At 40.5% G+C, this 17,321-nt stretch carries 14 protein-coding genes; 11 read left to right on the top strand and 3 right to left on the bottom strand.

The window, feature by feature from the left end:
• The first annotated feature begins 195 nt into the window (after nucleotides 1-195).
• The 3 genes from JYB62_RS08510 (at nucleotide 196) to JYB62_RS08500 (ending at nucleotide 6,172) form a co-directional block, all read left to right on the top strand.
• Nucleotides 196-3,411: a SusC/RagA family TonB-linked outer membrane protein gene (locus JYB62_RS08510; RefSeq protein ID WP_205644969.1), complete on the top strand. Its 3,216-nt coding sequence runs from the start codon at nucleotides 196-198 to the stop codon at nucleotides 3,409-3,411.
• Between the two features lie 37 nt (nucleotides 3,412-3,448).
• Nucleotides 3,449-4,996: a SusD/RagB family nutrient-binding outer membrane lipoprotein gene (locus JYB62_RS08505; RefSeq protein ID WP_205644968.1), complete on the top strand. Its 1,548-nt coding sequence runs from the start codon at nucleotides 3,449-3,451 to the stop codon at nucleotides 4,994-4,996.
• Nucleotides 4,997-5,077: 81 nt separating this feature from the next.
• On the top strand, nucleotides 5,078-6,172 hold the full coding sequence (locus JYB62_RS08500; RefSeq protein ID WP_243431469.1) for a phosphoglyceromutase: 1,095 nt from the start codon (nucleotides 5,078-5,080) through the stop codon (nucleotides 6,170-6,172).
• Nucleotides 6,173-6,333: 161 nt separating this feature from the next.
• On the opposite strand, the gene JYB62_RS08495 is transcribed toward JYB62_RS08500, so the two are convergent.
• Both JYB62_RS08495 and JYB62_RS08490 read right to left on the bottom strand, forming a co-directional pair.
• Complete coding sequence (locus JYB62_RS08495; RefSeq protein ID WP_205644967.1) at nucleotides 6,334-7,278, bottom strand: PLAT/LH2 domain-containing protein; 945 nt, start codon at nucleotides 7,276-7,278, stop codon at nucleotides 6,334-6,336.
• Nucleotides 7,279-7,412: 134 nt separating this feature from the next.
• Complete coding sequence (locus tag JYB62_RS08490) at nucleotides 7,413-7,994, bottom strand: phosphonate degradation HD-domain oxygenase (protein WP_205644966.1); 582 nt, start codon at nucleotides 7,992-7,994, stop codon at nucleotides 7,413-7,415.
• 329 nt (nucleotides 7,995-8,323) lie between these two features.
• Between JYB62_RS08490 and JYB62_RS08485 the strand changes: the two genes are divergently transcribed.
• The 5 genes from JYB62_RS08485 to JYB62_RS08465 all read left to right on the top strand — a co-directional run bounded on the left by JYB62_RS08485 (nucleotide 8,324) and on the right by JYB62_RS08465 (nucleotide 13,710).
• On the top strand, nucleotides 8,324-9,451 hold the full coding sequence (locus tag JYB62_RS08485) for a TIGR03364 family FAD-dependent oxidoreductase (protein ID WP_205644965.1): 1,128 nt from the start codon (nucleotides 8,324-8,326) through the stop codon (nucleotides 9,449-9,451).
• Nucleotides 9,452-9,535: 84 nt separating this feature from the next.
• A complete protein-coding gene (locus JYB62_RS08480) occupies nucleotides 9,536-10,114 on the top strand; it encodes a helix-turn-helix domain-containing protein (protein WP_205644964.1) in 579 nt (192 codons plus the stop codon).
• Between the two features lies 1 nt (nucleotide 10,115).
• Nucleotides 10,116-10,724 (top strand): hypothetical protein, encoded by a 609-nt coding sequence (locus tag JYB62_RS08475; RefSeq protein ID WP_205644963.1) that lies wholly within the window; start codon nucleotides 10,116-10,118, stop codon nucleotides 10,722-10,724.
• A 4-nt stretch (nucleotides 10,725-10,728) separates the two neighbouring features.
• Nucleotides 10,729-11,247, top strand: coding sequence for a GNAT family N-acetyltransferase (locus JYB62_RS08470; protein WP_205644962.1), 519 nt, complete (start codon nucleotides 10,729-10,731; stop codon nucleotides 11,245-11,247).
• Nucleotides 11,248-11,331: 84 nt separating this feature from the next.
• Nucleotides 11,332-13,710, top strand: coding sequence for a tetratricopeptide repeat protein (locus JYB62_RS08465; protein ID WP_205644961.1), 2,379 nt, complete (start codon nucleotides 11,332-11,334; stop codon nucleotides 13,708-13,710).
• Nucleotides 13,711-13,764: 54 nt separating this feature from the next.
• Here the strand turns inward: JYB62_RS08465 and JYB62_RS08460 are convergent, their stop codons facing one another.
• Nucleotides 13,765-14,439 (bottom strand): OmpA family protein, encoded by a 675-nt coding sequence (locus tag JYB62_RS08460; RefSeq protein ID WP_205644960.1) that lies wholly within the window; start codon nucleotides 14,437-14,439, stop codon nucleotides 13,765-13,767.
• A gap of 253 nt (nucleotides 14,440-14,692) precedes the next feature.
• Between JYB62_RS08460 and JYB62_RS08455 the strand changes: the two genes are divergently transcribed.
• From JYB62_RS08455 to JYB62_RS08445, 3 genes are read left to right on the top strand one after another with little or no spacing between them, the layout of a single operon-like run.
• A complete protein-coding gene (locus JYB62_RS08455) occupies nucleotides 14,693-15,940 on the top strand; it encodes an alkaline phosphatase family protein (protein WP_205644959.1) in 1,248 nt (415 codons plus the stop codon).
• Between the two features lies 1 nt (nucleotide 15,941).
• Nucleotides 15,942-16,340 (top strand): group III truncated hemoglobin, encoded by a 399-nt coding sequence (locus JYB62_RS08450; protein WP_205644958.1) that lies wholly within the window; start codon nucleotides 15,942-15,944, stop codon nucleotides 16,338-16,340.
• Nucleotides 16,341-16,387: 47 nt separating this feature from the next.
• The gene (locus JYB62_RS08445) at nucleotides 16,388-17,305 is read left to right on the top strand and encodes a formate/nitrite transporter family protein (RefSeq protein WP_205644957.1); all 918 of its coding nucleotides are present in this window, start codon (nucleotides 16,388-16,390) and stop codon (nucleotides 17,303-17,305) included.
• Nucleotides 17,306-17,321 lie beyond the last annotated feature (16 nt).

Raw genomic sequence — 17,321 nt, 5'->3', positions numbered from 1 at the left:
TGGATCTAATATTAATTAATATAATGCTTTGTGTTTTGTTGATTTGTGAAATAATTTTAGAATAAAATATAATTTTAACAATAAAATAATTAACTTTTTGATAAAGAACTTTTAACCTCATTTTTTTATTGGAGGTTTAGCTTTGGTAAAATTTTTAACCAATAAAAACTCACTATTTAAAAACTCTACTTTAAAATGATTGCTAAGAAAAGCATTTGGTATGGAGTGATGACAGCAATGCTGTTTTTCACACTGAGCCTCACCTTTGCCCAGGAATCCCGGGTCACAGGGAAGGTAATTGACGAGAAAAACGAGCCTTTGCCGGGAGCATCCGTGCTGGTGAAGGGAACGACACGCGGAACGGTAACCGATATTGACGGTTCTTATTTAATTATGGCTAATTTAGGAGAAATCTTGGTTTACTCATTTGTAGGTTTTGAAACAGTGGAAGAAACTGTTGGGAATTCTACCGTAATCAATGTGACATTAAGTGAAGGTGTTGCTTTGAACGAGGTGGTGGTAACCGCTCTTGGGGTGGAAAGAGAAACCAAAGCATTAGGTTACTCGGTTCAAGCCGTTGATGGAGATAAGTTCACAGAGGCAAGAGAAACCAATGTGATCAATTCATTAAGTGGTAGAGTGGCAGGTGTCCAAATTACCAATGGATCTTCAGGAATTGGCGGATCTTCAAGGGTGACTATTCGAGGTGAATCCTCTTTGAATATCAACGCCAACCAACCACTTTTTGTAGTAGATGGTGTGCCTATTTCCAATAATATCATTGGTTCTTCCGGTTCCGGTAATCAAGAAGTCGATTATGGAAATGCTGCGGGTGAAATCAACCCAGATGATATTGCTTCCATGACCGTATTGAAAGGTCCAGCTGCTGCGGCCCTTTATGGTTCCAGAGCCGCTAACGGCGCTATTTTGATTACTACCAAATCAGGAAAATCCAAGAAAGGTCTTGGAGTGACGATTAACTCCAATACCACTTTTGACAATCCATTGGTATTACCAAATTGGCAAAACAAATATGGGCAGGGTAACAATGGTCAGTTTGAATTTGTAGATGGTTCGGGTTCAGGTATTGCTGATGGGGTAGATGAAAGCTGGGGTCCTGAATTGGATGCAGGGCTGATGATCCCTCAGTTTGACTCTCCAAGATCTGTAGAAGGTTTTAGAGGTGGTGATTTAAATGCGCCTGCAGTGAGTACAATTATTCCAACCCCTTGGGTATCTAATCCAAATAACATCAAGGACTTTTTTGATGCGGGAGTTACACTTTCTAATAATGTTTCCTTAGCCGCGGCAAATGAAAAGTCAAATATTAGACTTTCCTGGACGAATCTCAATCAAAAAGGGATCGTGCCAAATACCGATTTGAAAAGAAATACCATTGCCTTGAATGGAGGGATGAATATCACCGACAAACTTTCGGTGAATTCTGTAGTGAATTACCAAAGAACAAACAGTGGTAACCGTCCCAGCATCAGTTATGGTACTGAAAACTTGATGTATCTGTGGATCTGGTATGGTCGTCAAATTAATACCAGAAACCTAAGAGATTACTGGATGCGTGGACTGGAAGGTCAGCAGCAGTTTAATTACAACTATAACTATCATGACAACCCGTATTTCAATGTGTATGAAAATACCAACGGTCAGTCAAAAGATAGAATCTATGGGAACATCTCTGTGAATTACAAATTCACTGATAAACTTAACTTAATGTTGAGAACAGGTTTGGATACCTATAATGAATTGAGAGATCGTAAAAGAGCCTTCAGTACGCAACGTTTTCCAAAAGGAAATTATAGAGAAGATGATGTTTTCTTCTCTGAGCAAAACTCCGATTTCTTGATAACCTATACAGAGCATACCAAGCCAGTTTGGTCTTATAGCATTGCTTTGGGAGGTAACTCCATGCGTCAGGAAAACAGATATGTGCAAACTGTAGCTCCTCAATTGTTGATTCCTGGAATTTACAATTTCACGAATACAGCAGTAAACCTTCAGGTGAACCAGTACACTTCGGAAAAGAGAATCAACTCTTTGTATGGCTTCGGTCAAATTGGGTTTAAAAATGTATTTTTCTTGGATGTTACCGGAAGAAATGACTGGTCTAGTACTTTACCGGCAGATAACAATAGCTACTTCTATCCTTCAGCGACATTAAGTGCAGTGATTTCAGACATGATCACCATGCCAGAAGCGATTTCTTTCTTGAAGTTGAGAGGAGCTTATGCGGAAGTGGGTAATGACACCGATCCATATAGTCTTTCCAATGTATACGGCTCACAAACCGCTTGGGGGTCTGTTCAGGCGAAATCAGAGTCCAACAGACTTTCCAATTCAGAACTGAAGCCGGAAAGAACTGGAGCCTTTGAAGTAGGGGCGGATATTAGATTCCTGAAAGGTAGAGTAGGCTTAGATTTCACGTATTTCGATAATAGAACCAGAAACCAGATTATTCCAATCGAATTGGATATCTCAACAGGTTATGCTTCCAGAATCATCAATGCCGGTGAGATACAAAACAAGGGGATTGAAGCAGTAGTAAATGCCAATATCCTGAATTCTGAAAGAGGATTGAATTGGAGCATAGTAGCCAATTTCACCCGGACCAGAGGTAAAGTATTGGAATTGACGGAAGGGCTGGATGCCTACACGCTTACAGACAGAAATGGTGCGGTCATCCAGGCCAGAGTGGGTGAAAGAATGGGGAATATCTACGGGGTAGGTTTTGAAAGAGTAGAAGATGAAAACTCTGAGTACTATGGCCAGATTGTCCATAATTCCACTGGAACCCCGCTACGTGATCCGGAATTGAAACTTCAGGGAAATTACAATCCTGACTGGATGTTGGGTCTACAGAACAATTTCAACTATAAAGGGATCAGTTTAGGTTTCCTATTCGATTTCAGATATGGGGGAATTGTAGTGTCCAGAACAAAAACCATCGGAAGTACTTCCGGTCAATTGGAAGAAACACTGTATGGTCGTGAAAATGGCTACGATTTAGAAGTGGAAGGTAACGGAATCATCAGCCCGGGAGTAGTTCAGAATGCAGATGGGTCTTATAGCCCTAACACCTTCAAAACGACTTCTCGTAACTGGCACAACAGGTACTACGAGCGAAATAACGTAGAGGCGGCCAAGTACGATGCGACATTCTTGAAGCTGAGAGAAGTGACCATCGGATACACGATTCCAAGATCTGTATTGGGTAAAATGCCAATCCAGGATGTGAAAATCTCCTTGGTAGGCAGAAACCTGGCCCTTTGGACGGAGAATCCACATTTCGATCCGGAAACACTTTCCATGTCTGGTGGTACGCTACAGCCTGGTGTTGAAAACATGGCGTTCCCTTCTATCAGAAGCATCGGTTTTAACTTGAATGTGAAATTCTAATTCCACTGAACGAATCTAAATTCAAAGACAGACAATTATGAAATTTAATAGTAACTATATAGCAGGATTAGGTTTGGCTTTCGCTTTGGCGCTGACTAGCTGTGACAAAGATTTCGAAGAGATCAACATGAATCCTAACAGTCCAGAGACGGTTTCCTCCAGCTTATTGCTGCCTACCATTATTCGAAACTCTACCAATGAGATTTCCGGTAAGGCATGGGGTTATGGCAATGTGGTCATGCAATACACTGCAAAAATCCAGTTTACCAATGAAGACCGGTACAATTGGGGGCCTGAAGGCAACCCATATAGCACGTTTTATAACTCGCTAAGGGACATCAACAACATGATCTCCATTTCCACGGAAGCAAATCAAAACAACTACGTGGCAGTGGCGAAAATTATGAGAGCTCACATGTTCTCCTTTATGACCGATGCCTATGGTGATCTACCATACTCTGAAGCGACCAAAGCAAAAGAAAGCATCAACTATCCAGTGTTTGACTCCCAAGAGCAAATCTACAGCAACATCCTTTCTGAATTAGAGGAGGCCAATGAGTTGTTGGGTTCCACCAACGAAGTGATAGAGGGAGATATCTTGTTTGAAGGGGATGTGATGAGTTGGAAGAAGTTCGCGAATTCACTTCGTTTGAGAATCTTGATGAGACTTTCAGATCGAATCGATCCATCTGTAGCGATGCAAACCATTCTTTCGGACCCTACCAACTACCCTATTTTCACCAGCTTTGAAGATCAGGCAGCGCTTCAGTACCTGCTGGACGTGCCCAATCAACATGGCCTCTACACGACTAGATCAGGTTCCTTTGATGAGTATCGATTGAGTGAGAATATGGAATCCGTTTTGAAAGAATTGAACGATCCAAGATTGTTTGCCTATGCGCAACCAACCAATGATTCCGGTGCAGGAATTATCGGAGAGGTGGACGACTATCAAGGAGTACCTAACGGATTGGCAGATGAAGAAGCTTTGGCGTATAGCCCATCAGGCGATCCTGCCAAAGGGGGGTCTAACTTCATCTCCAGAGTAGGTTTATTATGGTCTTGTTCTGCCTGTACTTCCCTGGCAAATCCGATCGGAGCGCAGGCAATTTTGATGAGCTATGCAGAAATGCAGTTTATCTTGGCAGAAGCGAGTGAAAAAGGATATATCTCAGGGGATGCAGCAACGTATTACAACAATGGAGTGAAAGCTGCATTTAACTACTATGAATCCAGATACAGAATCGTGAATCTTTCTGAAATCGCTGATCTATTGATATTTGATGAAGCGTATTTAACTCAGCCTAAGGTGGCCTACACGGGCTCCACGGAAGAGAAATTAAGCAAAATCGGGACACAGAAATGGCTTTCCCTATTCTTCACTGGAATGGAAGCTTGGTATGACTGGAGAAGAACTGATTATCCTAAAATTGAGCCAGGACCTGCGGCATACATCAATACCGTTCCAGTGAGGTTTATGTATCCTTCCAGCATTCAGGCCTTGAATGGTGACAATTATGAAGCGGCGATTCAAAGACAAGGTCCAGATGCCATCAAGACTCGTGTATGGTGGGATGTTGATTAATTCGTAACTTCTAAACGAATACTTCATCCGTCAAGCCATTCGGCTTGGCGGATTTTTTCACAACATACAACAACCAAATTCATGAAAAACCTCAAAATAACCTTCACCTGCTGTGTGACGCTGCTGGCACTTTCTCTGGAAGGATGGGCCCAGGATTACAAAACTGAACATGTGGTATTGATTACCCTGGACGGAATGAGATGGCAGGAAGTATTTAAAGGGGCAGATTCTTTGATGGTAGATGATACGGGTATGATTGAATCTCCAGGTTCTTTATTGAAAGATTTTTGGGATACGGATCCGTTGAAAAGAAGAGAAATGCTGCTTCCATTTTTTTGGAATACCTTAAGTAAAGAAGGGCAAATTTATGGAAATCGAGCCTATGGAAATAAGGTAGACAACAGCAATAACATGTGGTTTTCTTACCCGGGCTACAATGAGTTTTTAAGTGGTTTCGCGGATGATGAGCGAATCACCAGCAATGATAAAATCAATAATCCTAATATCACTTTGTTGGAATATTTGAATCAAAGACCGGAATACAAAGGCAAAGTAATGGCTTTTGGATCCTGGGATGTCTTTCCTTACATCGTCAATGAGGAGCGCAGTGGTGTTCCTGTCAATGCCGGATTTGATGTTGCAGAAGGAAATAATCTGACCCCTGAAGAAATTCTGACCAACAAACTTCAAAGTGAAATCCGTGGTCCATGGGGAGGAGTGAGATTAGATCCTTTTACTCATAGCTATGCGATGTCTGCTTTAAAGACCAAAAAGCCAAAAGTGCTGTACATTTCTTATGGAGAAACAGACGATTGGGCTCATGGCAATCATTACGACCAATACATTTGGTCAGCCAAACAGACAGATGCCTATATCAAGGAAATTTGGGATTTTATACAATCGGACCCGCAATACAAGGATAAGACAACGATGATTATCGGTGTGGATCATGGGAGAGGGACCACCAAAACCAGTTGGAGAGGTCATGGCACCCAAATTCCAGAAGCAGGTCAAATTTGGTTGGCAGCCATCGGCCCGGATACACCGGCTACAGGAGAAATGAAATCCAATGGACAGTGGCATTCTTCCATGGTAGCGAGAACCGTGTTCAAATTATTAGGGTTGGAATACCCTGATGAGAAAGCAGCGCCGGTAATCGAAGAAATGATCAAATGAGAATACTGATTGGCCTAGCTTATTTGATTTTTTTTCACTAGCTGTACTAATCCATCCATCAAAAATGCTTCTCCTACTTATGGAGAGGCGTTTTTTGCAAAGGAAGATTTGGTAAAGGTTCTTTTTGAACACCAATTCCCAATCGAAGGACTTCACCAAAGTCAAGTAAGGTCGGCAAGTTTTGGACTATTTGGCATCGGGCCTTTTCCATATTTGTTCCATAATTCTGCAAAAGATTCATTGCTTCCATTAAGTACTTGATCTATAGCTTTAAAGGATTTGACTTCAACAGTTTTATGTTCCTTTATGACGGACTTTAATTCCGGAGAAGATAAAAAGGAATTGTTAAGGGAACCGACTGCAAGAATCTCATATTCTTTGTAGAAGAAAAAGTTACAATGGTAATCGAGGCCTTCATATTTCTGACTTGTTAATTGCCTCTTTTGCTTTTGTTTTTCCGAGGTGACTTGATTTTTGAAAGCTGTTGCAATTTCACCTGCAAAAGTCATGGAAGCTTCCACTTTTACGATGTCGATGGGGGCAGAAATGCTTTTTTTAATTTCATATGACTGTTTAATTGATGTTAAATTTTCATCGGTATTAGTCAATTTATCTATATCAATAATTTCATCTGTGAGGATACGATCCTTCGGTGCGTTTCCTCCAAAATTATTCTCTACTATCACATATTCATTTTTCAGCCGCGTCTCTGTAGATTGTTCTGCGAGTTTTGAACCAATAAAACTTTCTGCTCTCAAATAGACTGGTTCGGCCTCACCAGTAAACAACCGTTTTCTTTCACCGAATCTCGTTTCTTTTGATCCCTCTGCATCAGATTTTATTTTTATAGAATCCATTTTCCAGTTGTCATGATAAAGTCCAGGTCCTCTAGGTCTTAAAGCGATATCGGTGACTATTCCTATGTCGTTATCATCAATAAAATGGAACACATCGGTTTGGTTAGGTTCGAAATCATCTCTTCCAGGGTTATCCATTAGTTGAAAATCTTTCCACATACCTTTTGTTCCGATCAGAAAAATTTCAATGTCTGCATTAGTACCTTTATGGCCCGTTTTAACTTCAACTGTATACGTGGTTTCCCTCATCTTATTGATATTTAATATTTTGTTTGAATATTAATATAACTAAAAAAAATTAAGGAAATTTTTATAACAGGTATTTTAGGGGTTATCTTCTATTTCTCATCTTAATTTAGAAGTCAACGTTTAAAAAGCAGTGTTTATTTATTTAATAAGTTCTTTGCTATTTTCTTATAGTTCTCCAAATCTGGAAGTGGCACCTGTTCTTCCTTGGCCATTTCATCCCAGGTTCTCATTTTTAGAGAAACTTCAAATAGGGGGTCATTTTCAAATGCCGCTGCCTCGGAAGCATTCATTTTTCCTCCCTGAAACTCCAAAGTCTTTCTGCTGGCTTCGGATAATTTGTCAAAATATTCCGGAAATTTATAAGTGAGGTACCGTTTTGCCTGCACATGGTTTTCTACTAGTTTGGCTACTTTCTCTGGAAATCCCAGGTCTCTTAAAAAGTCCCCTCCGATTTTCTCATGGCTTTTGATGCCATATCCATCCATGGATTCAAAATTGCCCAGGTGCACACAAAGATGCCCGATATCATGAAAGAATGCCGCTAGAATCACCTCCTCATCGTATCCTTCTTTTTCCGCTATCTGCGCGGATTGACACATATGTTCGATCTGTGATACAGGCTCACCAATGTAATCCTCTTCCCCATATTTCCGGTACAAGTCAAAAACCAGATCAATGCGTTTGGTTTTGGATTGGTTTGAATAGGTTAGTTTCATGTCTTTCTAGTTTATAAATACTAAATAACCTGTTGAAGGATTACCTGCAAAATCTGAAAGGTTAAGTTTAAATCAAATCTCTATTAATTTTAGATTATATAATCCATATAGATTGAATAATCCCTAGAAGATTTGATTTTCATCCCTTAAGTTAATAAATAATTAACCTTATAAATAGTTTTGATACTGTACAAAAGTTTAATTTTGCTAAACAATAATTGAGTTGGTTTTGAAAACAAGGGGGTAAGTGTCTTGCACGAAGCTCCCTTTTTTTAGCAGTAGAAAAATGATAATCGAATCAACACTGAATTTTTAATAAATTAAGGGATATGAGTTCAACTTCATCAGCAATCGTTATTGGAGCCGGAATCGTAGGCTTATCAGTCACCCGCGCTTTACAAGCAAAAGGGTGGAAAGTTACGGTCATAGAGCGGCATCCACAGGCCCAGGGAGCCTCTGTTCGGAATTTTGGAATGATATGGCCCATCGGGCAGGCTCAAGGGCCAGCCTATCAACGAGCAAAAAGAGCCCGTGAAATCTGGATCGAAATGAGCCAAAAGGCGGAGTTTTTTGCGGAGAAAACAGGATCTCTTCACTTGGCTTATACAGATTTGGAAATGCAGGTGGTGGAGGAATATGTAGCTGCCATGAAAGGAGTGAAGTCCGCGGAGGCACTGACTCCCGAGCAAACCCAAGAAATAAGCCCAGCCACTAAATTGGAAGGGTTGAAAGGAGCTTTGTGGTCAGATGAAGAGATGATTGTAGACCCGAGGGAAGCGGTGTTTAAAACTGCAAAATACCTGAACTCCCTGCCTGAAGTGGAGTTTATTTGGAATAAAGTCATTTCCAGAATTGAAGGGAATACGGTGTACAGTGGACAAGCTTCATGGTCAGCTGACAAGGTGTTTGTGTGTTCCGGAGCGGATTTTGAAACCTTGTATCCAGAAGTATTTGCTGGGATTCCCATTACCAAATGCAAATTGCAAATGATGCGCTTGGTGCAGCAGCCGGAGAATTGGAGGATAGGCCCACCTTTGTGTGCGGGTTTGAGTTTTATCCATTACAAAGGTTTTGAAGTAGCGGACTCTTTGTCAAAGCTTCGTGAGGTCTACCAGCAACAATTCCCTGAATTATTGGAATTGGGGATCCATGTAATGGTTTCTCAAAATGGATTGGGAGAATTGACCATCGGGGATAGCCATGAATACGGCCTGAATTTGAGCCCATTTGACCAAAGCCATATCAACGAGCTCATCATCAATTTCCTTAAAACCTTTGCCCAGTTTAAGGATTGGAGAATCGGTTCTGCCTGGCATGGCATTTACCCTAAAATGACAGATGGAACCATTGACTTTGTAAGGGATATAGATCAATATGTAACCATTGTCAATGGAGTAGGTGGGGCAGGTATGACCTTGTCATTTGGCTTGGGAGAAGAAGTCGTTGATCAACTCTAAGAGCTTTCAAAACTCTTTTAAGTAGTAATTTTTTTCTGGAACGCAATTAATCAGTAGTTTTCCAGCTGTTTAGACCCAAAATTTATGGAGCATGAAGTAATCGTGCAGATCAGTAACAAGATCAAAAGCATAAGAAAGGAAAAAAAACTCACCCTACAGGATATTGCCGATCGAGCAGGAGTAACTAAAGGCTTGATCTCACAAATTGAGAATAGTAGAACTATCCCTTCCCTCTTAGTATTGATCCAGATTATCCAAGCTTTGGAAGTGGATTTGGATTCATTTTTTGCTGAGTTAAGTCGGTATAGCCAAGAGACAAAAATTATCGTTCAGCGTAAATCTGACTACGAGCGTTTTGAAAAGGAGCCCTCCAGTGGCTATGAATATTTTCGAATATTCACCAAGAAAATGGGACAAAGTACCATCGACATTGTCTTGTTGGAAATTCAGCCGGGAAGCACCAGAGATTTTGTACAAACCGAGGCTTTTGAATACAAATTCATCATTTCAGGCTCAGTCAAATATGTATTCCGTGATCAGGAAATTATTTTAAATGCCGGAGATTCCTTATTATTTGATGGCCGACTGGAGCATAATCCCGTCAATGAAGGAGATGTCCCTGTCCAGATGTTGGTAGTTTATTTCTTTGAACAGAAACGCTAGGATGAAGTATTTTCTTTTCCTGATCATTATGTTGGCTAGCTGGACTTCCCAGGCTCAAACCAGGTATCGAGATGAATTAGGTAGGTCGGTATCCAAAGATGAATTCCAAAACAAGATTTTGAATGGACCTTATTTTGGTGTGCCCAGTGAGGATCCGGAAGTGATGATGCTTATTTATAGAATGCCGTTCGGTAAAGTGGAACCGGGGCCATTTTATGAAAAGCTGGGAAAATCAGAGGAGTTGAAAGAGGGGAAATCATTGATCGTAATTTTTTATCCGGGGAAAGATGAATGCAATTCTACTGGAGATAATGCCAATGACCGTAAGTATTTTCAGAAAACCCATGATTATTTAATGAAGGTGGCTTCGAAGAGAAATGCTTCTGAACCGGACTATATTTTCAAAAACTCCCATGGCTTGGAGAAATACCAAGGAATTATTTCCTGGATGCCTGATCCAGATGGTGTTTTTGAGCAAGAGTTTTTTAAATTTCCTTATCCCTGCCGAAGCTTTGTAGTGATTCATCCAAGCGGGGAATACCGATCGATTTTGGGAGAGTTTCCCAATAATCAGATTGATCAGGCATTGAAAATATTGAACAAAAACTAAAATCATGAAATCCGTGGATATTCAGGAAGTAACTGCCCATGAATTAGAGGAGTTGGTACTTATGGCCAGGAAGTCATTTTTAGAAGCATTTACTGCCGGCAATAAAATTGAAAATGTATATGCCTATTTGGATGAAGCATTTACTCCAGTCCAATTTGGAAAGGAATTTATAAACCCTTGTTCCAAGTTCTTTGTAGCGAAGTTAGAAGGGAGAATTATAGGTTATACTAAGGTCAATCAGGTGCCTTCCCAAACAGATATCCATGATGAAGAGAGTTTAGAGATTGCTAGACTGTATGTGTTGGAAGACTACAAAGGTCAAGGTATTGGGAAGCAGTTACTGGACTACGCCTTTGATTTTGCCCGGGAAAATTCCCTGAAATATGTGTGGCTAGGAGTTTGGGAGCATAATAAAAATGCCATTCAGTTCTACGAAAAGCAGGGTTTTAAAAAATTCGGGGCTCATCCTTTTCCATTTGGAGATGAGGTTCAAACGGACTGGCTAATGAAAAAAGAAGTCTAAATTCAACAGGTAGGTATTAGTCAGAAGGTAAATTCTCAAAATTGAATTTTATCCTTATTTTTCGAATTAAAGAATCTAGTAAGGATGAAGCAAAAACCCATTTTTTGGATACTTTTCATTTCCCTTTTTGGAGCAGCATTATACATTCATACCTTTAATTATGGGTATTCCGGAGACGACGGGATTTATGCCCATTTCAATCGGGTCACCCAAAAAGGATTAGCCGAATGGACGGAACTGTTTCAATACGGTTCTATGAATTTTATCTCGATTAATCCCGTAAATACTAGTATCTACAGACCCTTTACTTTACTGACATTTGCGATAGAGTATCAGATTTTTGGGGAGTTCAATGCGTCAAATGGCCACATTTTCAATGTGATTTTATATTTCTCGCTATTGGTCATTTTGGGAAATCTATTGGTGATCCTAACCCAAAAGAAGGCCCTTCCGATCTTTGTTCCTTTGCTGATATTACTTCTGTATGCAGTTCACCCCATTCATACGGAAGTAGTGGCATCGGTCAAAAGCAGGGATACTTTATTAGCTTCCTTATTCGCCTTTTCGGCAATTCTTTACTGGGTCAAAAATGAAGGGAGGCTTACCCTTCCTAAGCAATTTTTGGTGGGAGGCTTATTTTTGCTTTCCCTGATTTCAAAAGAGGAAACCATTACCCTGATGGCTTTGGTTTTCTTAATCGCTTACTTCTTTCAGAAACGCTCCTTTAGAGCAAGTATCAAATCTGTAATTCCATATTTGATTCCAGTTATCCTTTATTTGGTTTGCCGGATGATAGTTTTGGAAGAAGCGGCCACTGTGTATGATTCCAAAATCAATTCAGTATTATATGGCGTATCAGGCGGAGAAAGATTGGCCACCAACTTATTTATATACCTCAAGTATGTAAAATTGCTGGTAGTTCCTCATCCGCTTTCCTGGGATTATTCCTTCAGCCAGATTGATGTTCAAACCTTTACTGATCCTCTTGTTTGGATCAGTTTACTATTCTTCGCCGGGTTGATTTTTGTGGCAGTCAAAGGCCTGAAGTCCCGGTCATTGATCAGTTTTGGGATTCTCTTTTACCTGGCTACTTTTTCGATTTTCGCCAACTTAACAGATTCTTTGACCATTGGATCGAATCTCGGAGAACGGTTTTTGTTCATCCCTTCTCTGGCATTCTGTTTTTTGGTGGTATATGGACTTTATATGCTCATGCAGCATTATCAAATTCAAAAGGCTCCTCTTATTTCCTCGTTGATTTTAATGCCTTTCTTACTTGCTTTCTCCTGGAAGACTATCGATCGTGCCAAAGTATGGAAAGACGGCCTTTCTCTTTCCTATTCAGGAATCGAAACTGCTCCAAAAAGTTGGAGAACGCACGTCATGTATGCAGAGGAATTACGTTTGGAAGCAGACAAATTAAAAACAACTTCTCCGGATTCTGCCAGGGATTACTATGCTGAATCGGTTATGCATTTTGATCAGGCTTATGAGATTTTGGGAGAAGATGCCTCCGTTTCTCAATATTTGGCTGCTTTAGCGGAGTCTTTACTTGGAGTAGGAGATACCTCCAGAGCTTTGGTGGTGCTGGAGCAAAGCATAGATAAACAACCGGATTCTCATTTCGCCAAATTCAAATTGGCGGCAATTTCCTTTGAGCGAGGGGACTATGAAAAGGCAAGGAGATTGTATCTGGAAAGCCTTCAGACGAAAAATCCTGATATGTATGCGACTTATAAAAACTTGGGCTTGACTTATATCCGGCTGAATGAAAAAGCGAATGCGGTGGCAGTTTTTGAAAAGGCGCTGGAGGTTCAAGAGGATCCAGAAATCAATAGAAACCTGGCTTATTTGTATACCGAATTGGGGGATTTGGAAAAGGCTAAAGCCTATGGCGCAGGAGAAGATGGTTTTTCTGTGGAAGAGACCGCCTTTTTATTGGCGATGAAAGCGGGAAATACTGCCTTTGAAAATAAAAATTATGCGGAAGCAGTTCGAAATTATTCAGAAATAGAGGCAGCGTTTGAGAACTTTGGAGGGGCAGAAAAGTTTCCTTCGTATTATGCCGCTTACGGAAAAGCCTTGCTAGAGTCTAAGGATACGCTTGCTTCGAAAGCCAGGTTTTTGAAAGCTTTTGAGGTAGACCCAGGCAATTCTGTGGTATTGACCAATTTAGGTACTATCTCCTTTTTAAAGGACAGGAATTATGTGAATGCAGAAAAGTATTTTAGGGCTGCAGTGGAGGCAGGTCATGAAGATCAGTTCTCAGCCTATACAAACCTTGGAACTGCCTTAATTGTACAGAAAAAAGAACGAGAGGCCATTGAAGCATTTGAAAAATCCCTTCAATATGGGTCTAGCAGATCTGTGCTCTCCAATTTGTATCTACTCAATAAAGCGGTTGGGAATGAGGAGCGGATGACGTACTATCAAGAGCAATTAGCCAATAATAGTAATCAATAAAAAGAAAGGCAGCCCATTGGGTCGCCTTTCGGGTCCATAAATAGGGGGTAGGACTTATTGTCCCAACTCACCTCGTTCAGCCATTCGTTTCATTTTTTTATTGGCATAAATAGCTACTTCCACCCTTCGGTTTTGTTGTCTTCCGGCTTCAGTTTCATTCGTAGTAATCGGCTGTGATTCTCCGTATGCTTCAATTTCCAATCGCGATCTTTCAACCCCCATGGCTGTCAGGTAATCTTCTACAGAATAAGCCCTTTCCCTTGATAGGTTTAGGTTATATTCATCAGAACCTGTAGCATCTGTGTGGCCTTCCACTAGGATGTTAGTGTCCTCGTATTTTTTCAAGGTCTCAGAAAGTTCGGTCAAGTTTTCTCTGGAGTTGGCATTGAGATCAGATTTATCCACTTCGAACATCAATCCAGAATCAAAGGTGATCTTAATTCCTTCACCTACTCGTTCTATGGTAGCGCCTTCCAGATCTCTCTGAAGTTCTTCAGCCGCTTTATCCATTTGGTTTCCAATAATAGCACCTGCTGAACCTCCGATTGCTGAACCAATCAATACGCCTGTGGCTGTATTGTCTTTTCCGGCAATTACACCACCAAGCACACCGCCTGCGGCGCCGCCTATTGCGCCGCCCTTGACAGCATTACTTGATTTACAACTGACAGCTCCCATGGATAGGGAAGCAATCATTGCAGTATAAAGAATTTTGTTGGTCGTTTTCATAATCTTTTTGTTTGAAGCTTGCAGCAGTTCAAATCATAGGCCAGTTCGATTTTGGGCGATTTTAGCTGTTTTTGAGAAAATAGGATGGAAAATTATTCCCGAATATGGGGCGTAGTCCACAGTTTTTGACTAATCTTAATCTATTGAATAGGCCAAGGTGAAATTCCAATTTGGAGGGAAAAGCAGCAGCCATAAGAAAAGAATCCTTGGTTTCGATTTAATCCCAAAGTATTTTCATGCAAAGATTACTTTTATGAAAAAGACCTTTTTGATTTTAGTTGCCTTGATGGGATTTCATTGCTATTCCTGGGCACAGGAATCCAAAAAACCAGTGGTGATTCTGATTTCTTTGGATGGATTTCGATATGATTATGTGGAGCGATTTCAGCCTGAAAACCTAAGTAGATTTATTGCCGGAGGGACAGCCGCTACTTCTTTAATTCCTTCCTTTCCTACCAAAACATTTCCGAACCATTACACCATTGCTACAGGAATGAAACCCGAACATCATGGAATTGTGGATAATGGGTTTTATGACCCGAAACGCGATGAGGAATACCATCATAACAATCCTACCTATTCAACCGATGGATCTTGGTATGGTGGAACGCCACTTTGGGTCTTGGCCGAACAAAATGGGATGAAAGCGGCTAGTTTTTTCTTTGTGGGGTCTGAAGCAGATGTTCAGGGAGTAAGGCCAAGCTACTATTTTAAATACGATGGAAGGATCAATAACCTAACTCGGGTAAGTCAGGTATTTGAATGGTTGCAGCTTCCAGAAGAAGAAATGCCCCAGCTGATTACCATGTATTTTTCGGATATGGATGATGTAGGTCATTCCTTTGGGCCTTTAAATGATGAACAACTGAATTTAAAGTTACAGCAGTTAGACGGAGTTCTAGGAACATTGATGGAAGGAGTAAAAAGTTTGGACTTAGAGGTAAATATTTTTATTGTTTCTGACCACGGCATGATGGAAGTGCCCTTTGAAAACTTCTTTGCTTTGGATGAAATTACAGAGGGGCTGGACCTTAAAGTAGTAAATAATGGAGCTTTAGCGCATTTGTATCTTGACAATCCCAAAAAGAAAAAAAAGGTGTTGAAGAAACTAAATAAGCGAGAGGGTCCTTTCAAAGTAGTGGATGTGGAAGAATCAGAATACTACCAGGATTTATCGCTGTTTGGAGACCGGATTGGTGATATTTTGATTTTACCTGAATTGGGATTTTATATAGCCAGCAACCAAGAAGGCTTGGCCCGAGTAAAAGCCAATATGGCTAGAGCAGGATCCAATTATTATGGAGGCCATGGTTTTAGTCCTAATTATCAACAAATGCATGGGATTTTTTATGCCAATGGATCTGAGATTAAGGAAGGTCTGACCATTGAGTCCTTTGAAAATATCCACATTTACCCCTTGATATGTCAGATTTTGGGATTACCGATTCCGGAAGATATAGATGGGGAGTTACAGGTGTTAGCGCCAATTTTGAAAGATTAGAATGGATAAGATTGATATTCGCAGTAGAAAAGAAGTAGACTTTCTGGTTCGTAGATTTTATGATCAGGTACGGGTTCATGAAGCCTTAGGACCCGTTTTTAATCAGATCGTGGAGGATTGGGAGCATCATTTGACTCATTTAAGCGATTTTTGGGAGATGATTTTGCTGCAAACCGGTCCAGGAGCTGGCAAGTTTAATCCCACTAAAGTCCATCGGGAAGTGGATGCCGCAGTAGATCACAGCATAGAGCAGCAACATTTTGGAAATTGGTTGGAATTATGGTTTACTACTATAGATCGATATTTTGAAGGGGAAGTGGCATCTTATGCGAAAGAGCATGCACGAAGAATGGCTCATATGTTGTTCATGAGAATCTGGGAAGGTAGACAATTGATCTAACTTATCCTTTTTGCAAAAGAATCACTCAGGTGAAAAACCCTAGAAATATGACCGAGGAAGAAAAAAAAATTGCTGCAGAACAAAAGAAGCTAGCTTCGGAAGAAAAGAAACTGGCTTCAGAAGAGAAAAAGAAGCAGAAAGTAATTGACAAGGAAATCCAGACTACCAAAAAAACTGGGAAAGATGCCCCTAAGTCGCATGGGGAGATTCTAAGAGACCAGATTTCTGATGCCCTGGAGACTTATGAAAAAAGTCCAAGTAGTTTGTTTTTGAGTTCTGTTACCGCTGGTCTAGAGATTGGGTTTAGTTACCTGATGATATGTACCGTTTTCTTTTTTGCAATGGGCAAAATGGATGAAGGTTCTATTTTTAAGTTGATTTCTTTGGTCTATCCATTGGGGTTTATTTTGGTGGTTTTGGGGCAAAGTATCCTCTTTACGGAACAAACTGCCTTGTTGACCTTGCCTGTTTTAAATAAAAAACAAACCATTGAGGCCATGCTCAAACTATGGGGGATTGTGATCAGTGGGAATTTAATAGGAGGCTATATCATTGCTTTGCTACTTAATTGGCTAGGTCCGCGATTAGGAATATTTGATAAAGAGGTGGTGGTAACCATTGCCTTGCATGTCTTGGAAGTGAAACCGATGGTGATCTTGGTTAGTGCAATCGTAGCAGGTTGGTTGATGGGATTGCTGTCTTGGCTTTTAGCTTCTGTCAAGGATACAATCAGTAGAATTGTTATGATCTTTCTGATTACCTCGGTACTAGCATTCACCAGTTTGCACCATAGCATTATTGGAAGTATTGAAGTGTTTTCAGGAATGTTGAAATCCCCGGACATATCGCTTTTTGATTATTTGATGTTTCAAGGATTGGCTTTACTGGGAAATGCTTTTGGAGGAGCAATTTTCGTAGCCTTGATTAAATACCGCGCATTTGTATACAATATCGTTGGCAAGTAAACCACTCTAAAATCTC

The organism is Algoriphagus lutimaris (genome assembly GCF_017051705.1).
GTDB classification, from domain to species: Bacteria; Bacteroidota; Bacteroidia; order Cytophagales; family Cyclobacteriaceae; genus Algoriphagus; species Algoriphagus lutimaris.
Note: the sequence above shows the minus strand (reverse complement) of the source record. Positions and strands in the feature narration are given on the sequence as shown.

Excerpts from the sequence above, each read along its gene's own strand:
- JYB62_RS08505 (WP_205644968.1), top strand. The coding sequence starts at position 3,449 with ATGAAATTTAATAGTAACTATATAGCAGGATTAGGTTTGGCTTTCGCT.
- JYB62_RS08460 (WP_205644960.1), bottom strand. The coding sequence starts at position 14,439 with ATGAAAACGACCAACAAAATTCTTTATACTGCAATGATTGCTTCCCTA.
- JYB62_RS08450 (WP_205644958.1), top strand. The coding sequence starts at position 15,942 with ATGGATAAGATTGATATTCGCAGTAGAAAAGAAGTAGACTTTCTGGTT.
- JYB62_RS08455 (WP_205644959.1), top strand. The coding sequence starts at position 14,693 with ATGAAAAAGACCTTTTTGATTTTAGTTGCCTTGATGGGATTTCATTGC.
- JYB62_RS08490 (WP_205644966.1), bottom strand. The coding sequence starts at position 7,994 with ATGAAACTAACCTATTCAAACCAATCCAAAACCAAACGCATTGATCTG.
- JYB62_RS08485 (WP_205644965.1), top strand. The coding sequence starts at position 8,324 with ATGAGTTCAACTTCATCAGCAATCGTTATTGGAGCCGGAATCGTAGGC.
- JYB62_RS08465 (WP_205644961.1), top strand. The coding sequence starts at position 11,332 with ATGAAGCAAAAACCCATTTTTTGGATACTTTTCATTTCCCTTTTTGGA.
- JYB62_RS08470 (WP_205644962.1), top strand. The coding sequence starts at position 10,729 with ATGAAATCCGTGGATATTCAGGAAGTAACTGCCCATGAATTAGAGGAG.
- JYB62_RS08480 (WP_205644964.1), top strand. The coding sequence starts at position 9,536 with ATGGAGCATGAAGTAATCGTGCAGATCAGTAACAAGATCAAAAGCATA.
- JYB62_RS08475 (WP_205644963.1), top strand. The coding sequence starts at position 10,116 with ATGAAGTATTTTCTTTTCCTGATCATTATGTTGGCTAGCTGGACTTCC.
- JYB62_RS08500 (WP_243431469.1), top strand. The coding sequence starts at position 5,078 with ATGAAAAACCTCAAAATAACCTTCACCTGCTGTGTGACGCTGCTGGCA.
- JYB62_RS08445 (WP_205644957.1), top strand. The coding sequence starts at position 16,388 with ATGACCGAGGAAGAAAAAAAAATTGCTGCAGAACAAAAGAAGCTAGCT.
- JYB62_RS08495 (WP_205644967.1), bottom strand. The coding sequence starts at position 7,278 with ATGAGGGAAACCACGTATACAGTTGAAGTTAAAACGGGCCATAAAGGT.
- JYB62_RS08510 (WP_205644969.1), top strand. The coding sequence starts at position 196 with ATGATTGCTAAGAAAAGCATTTGGTATGGAGTGATGACAGCAATGCTG.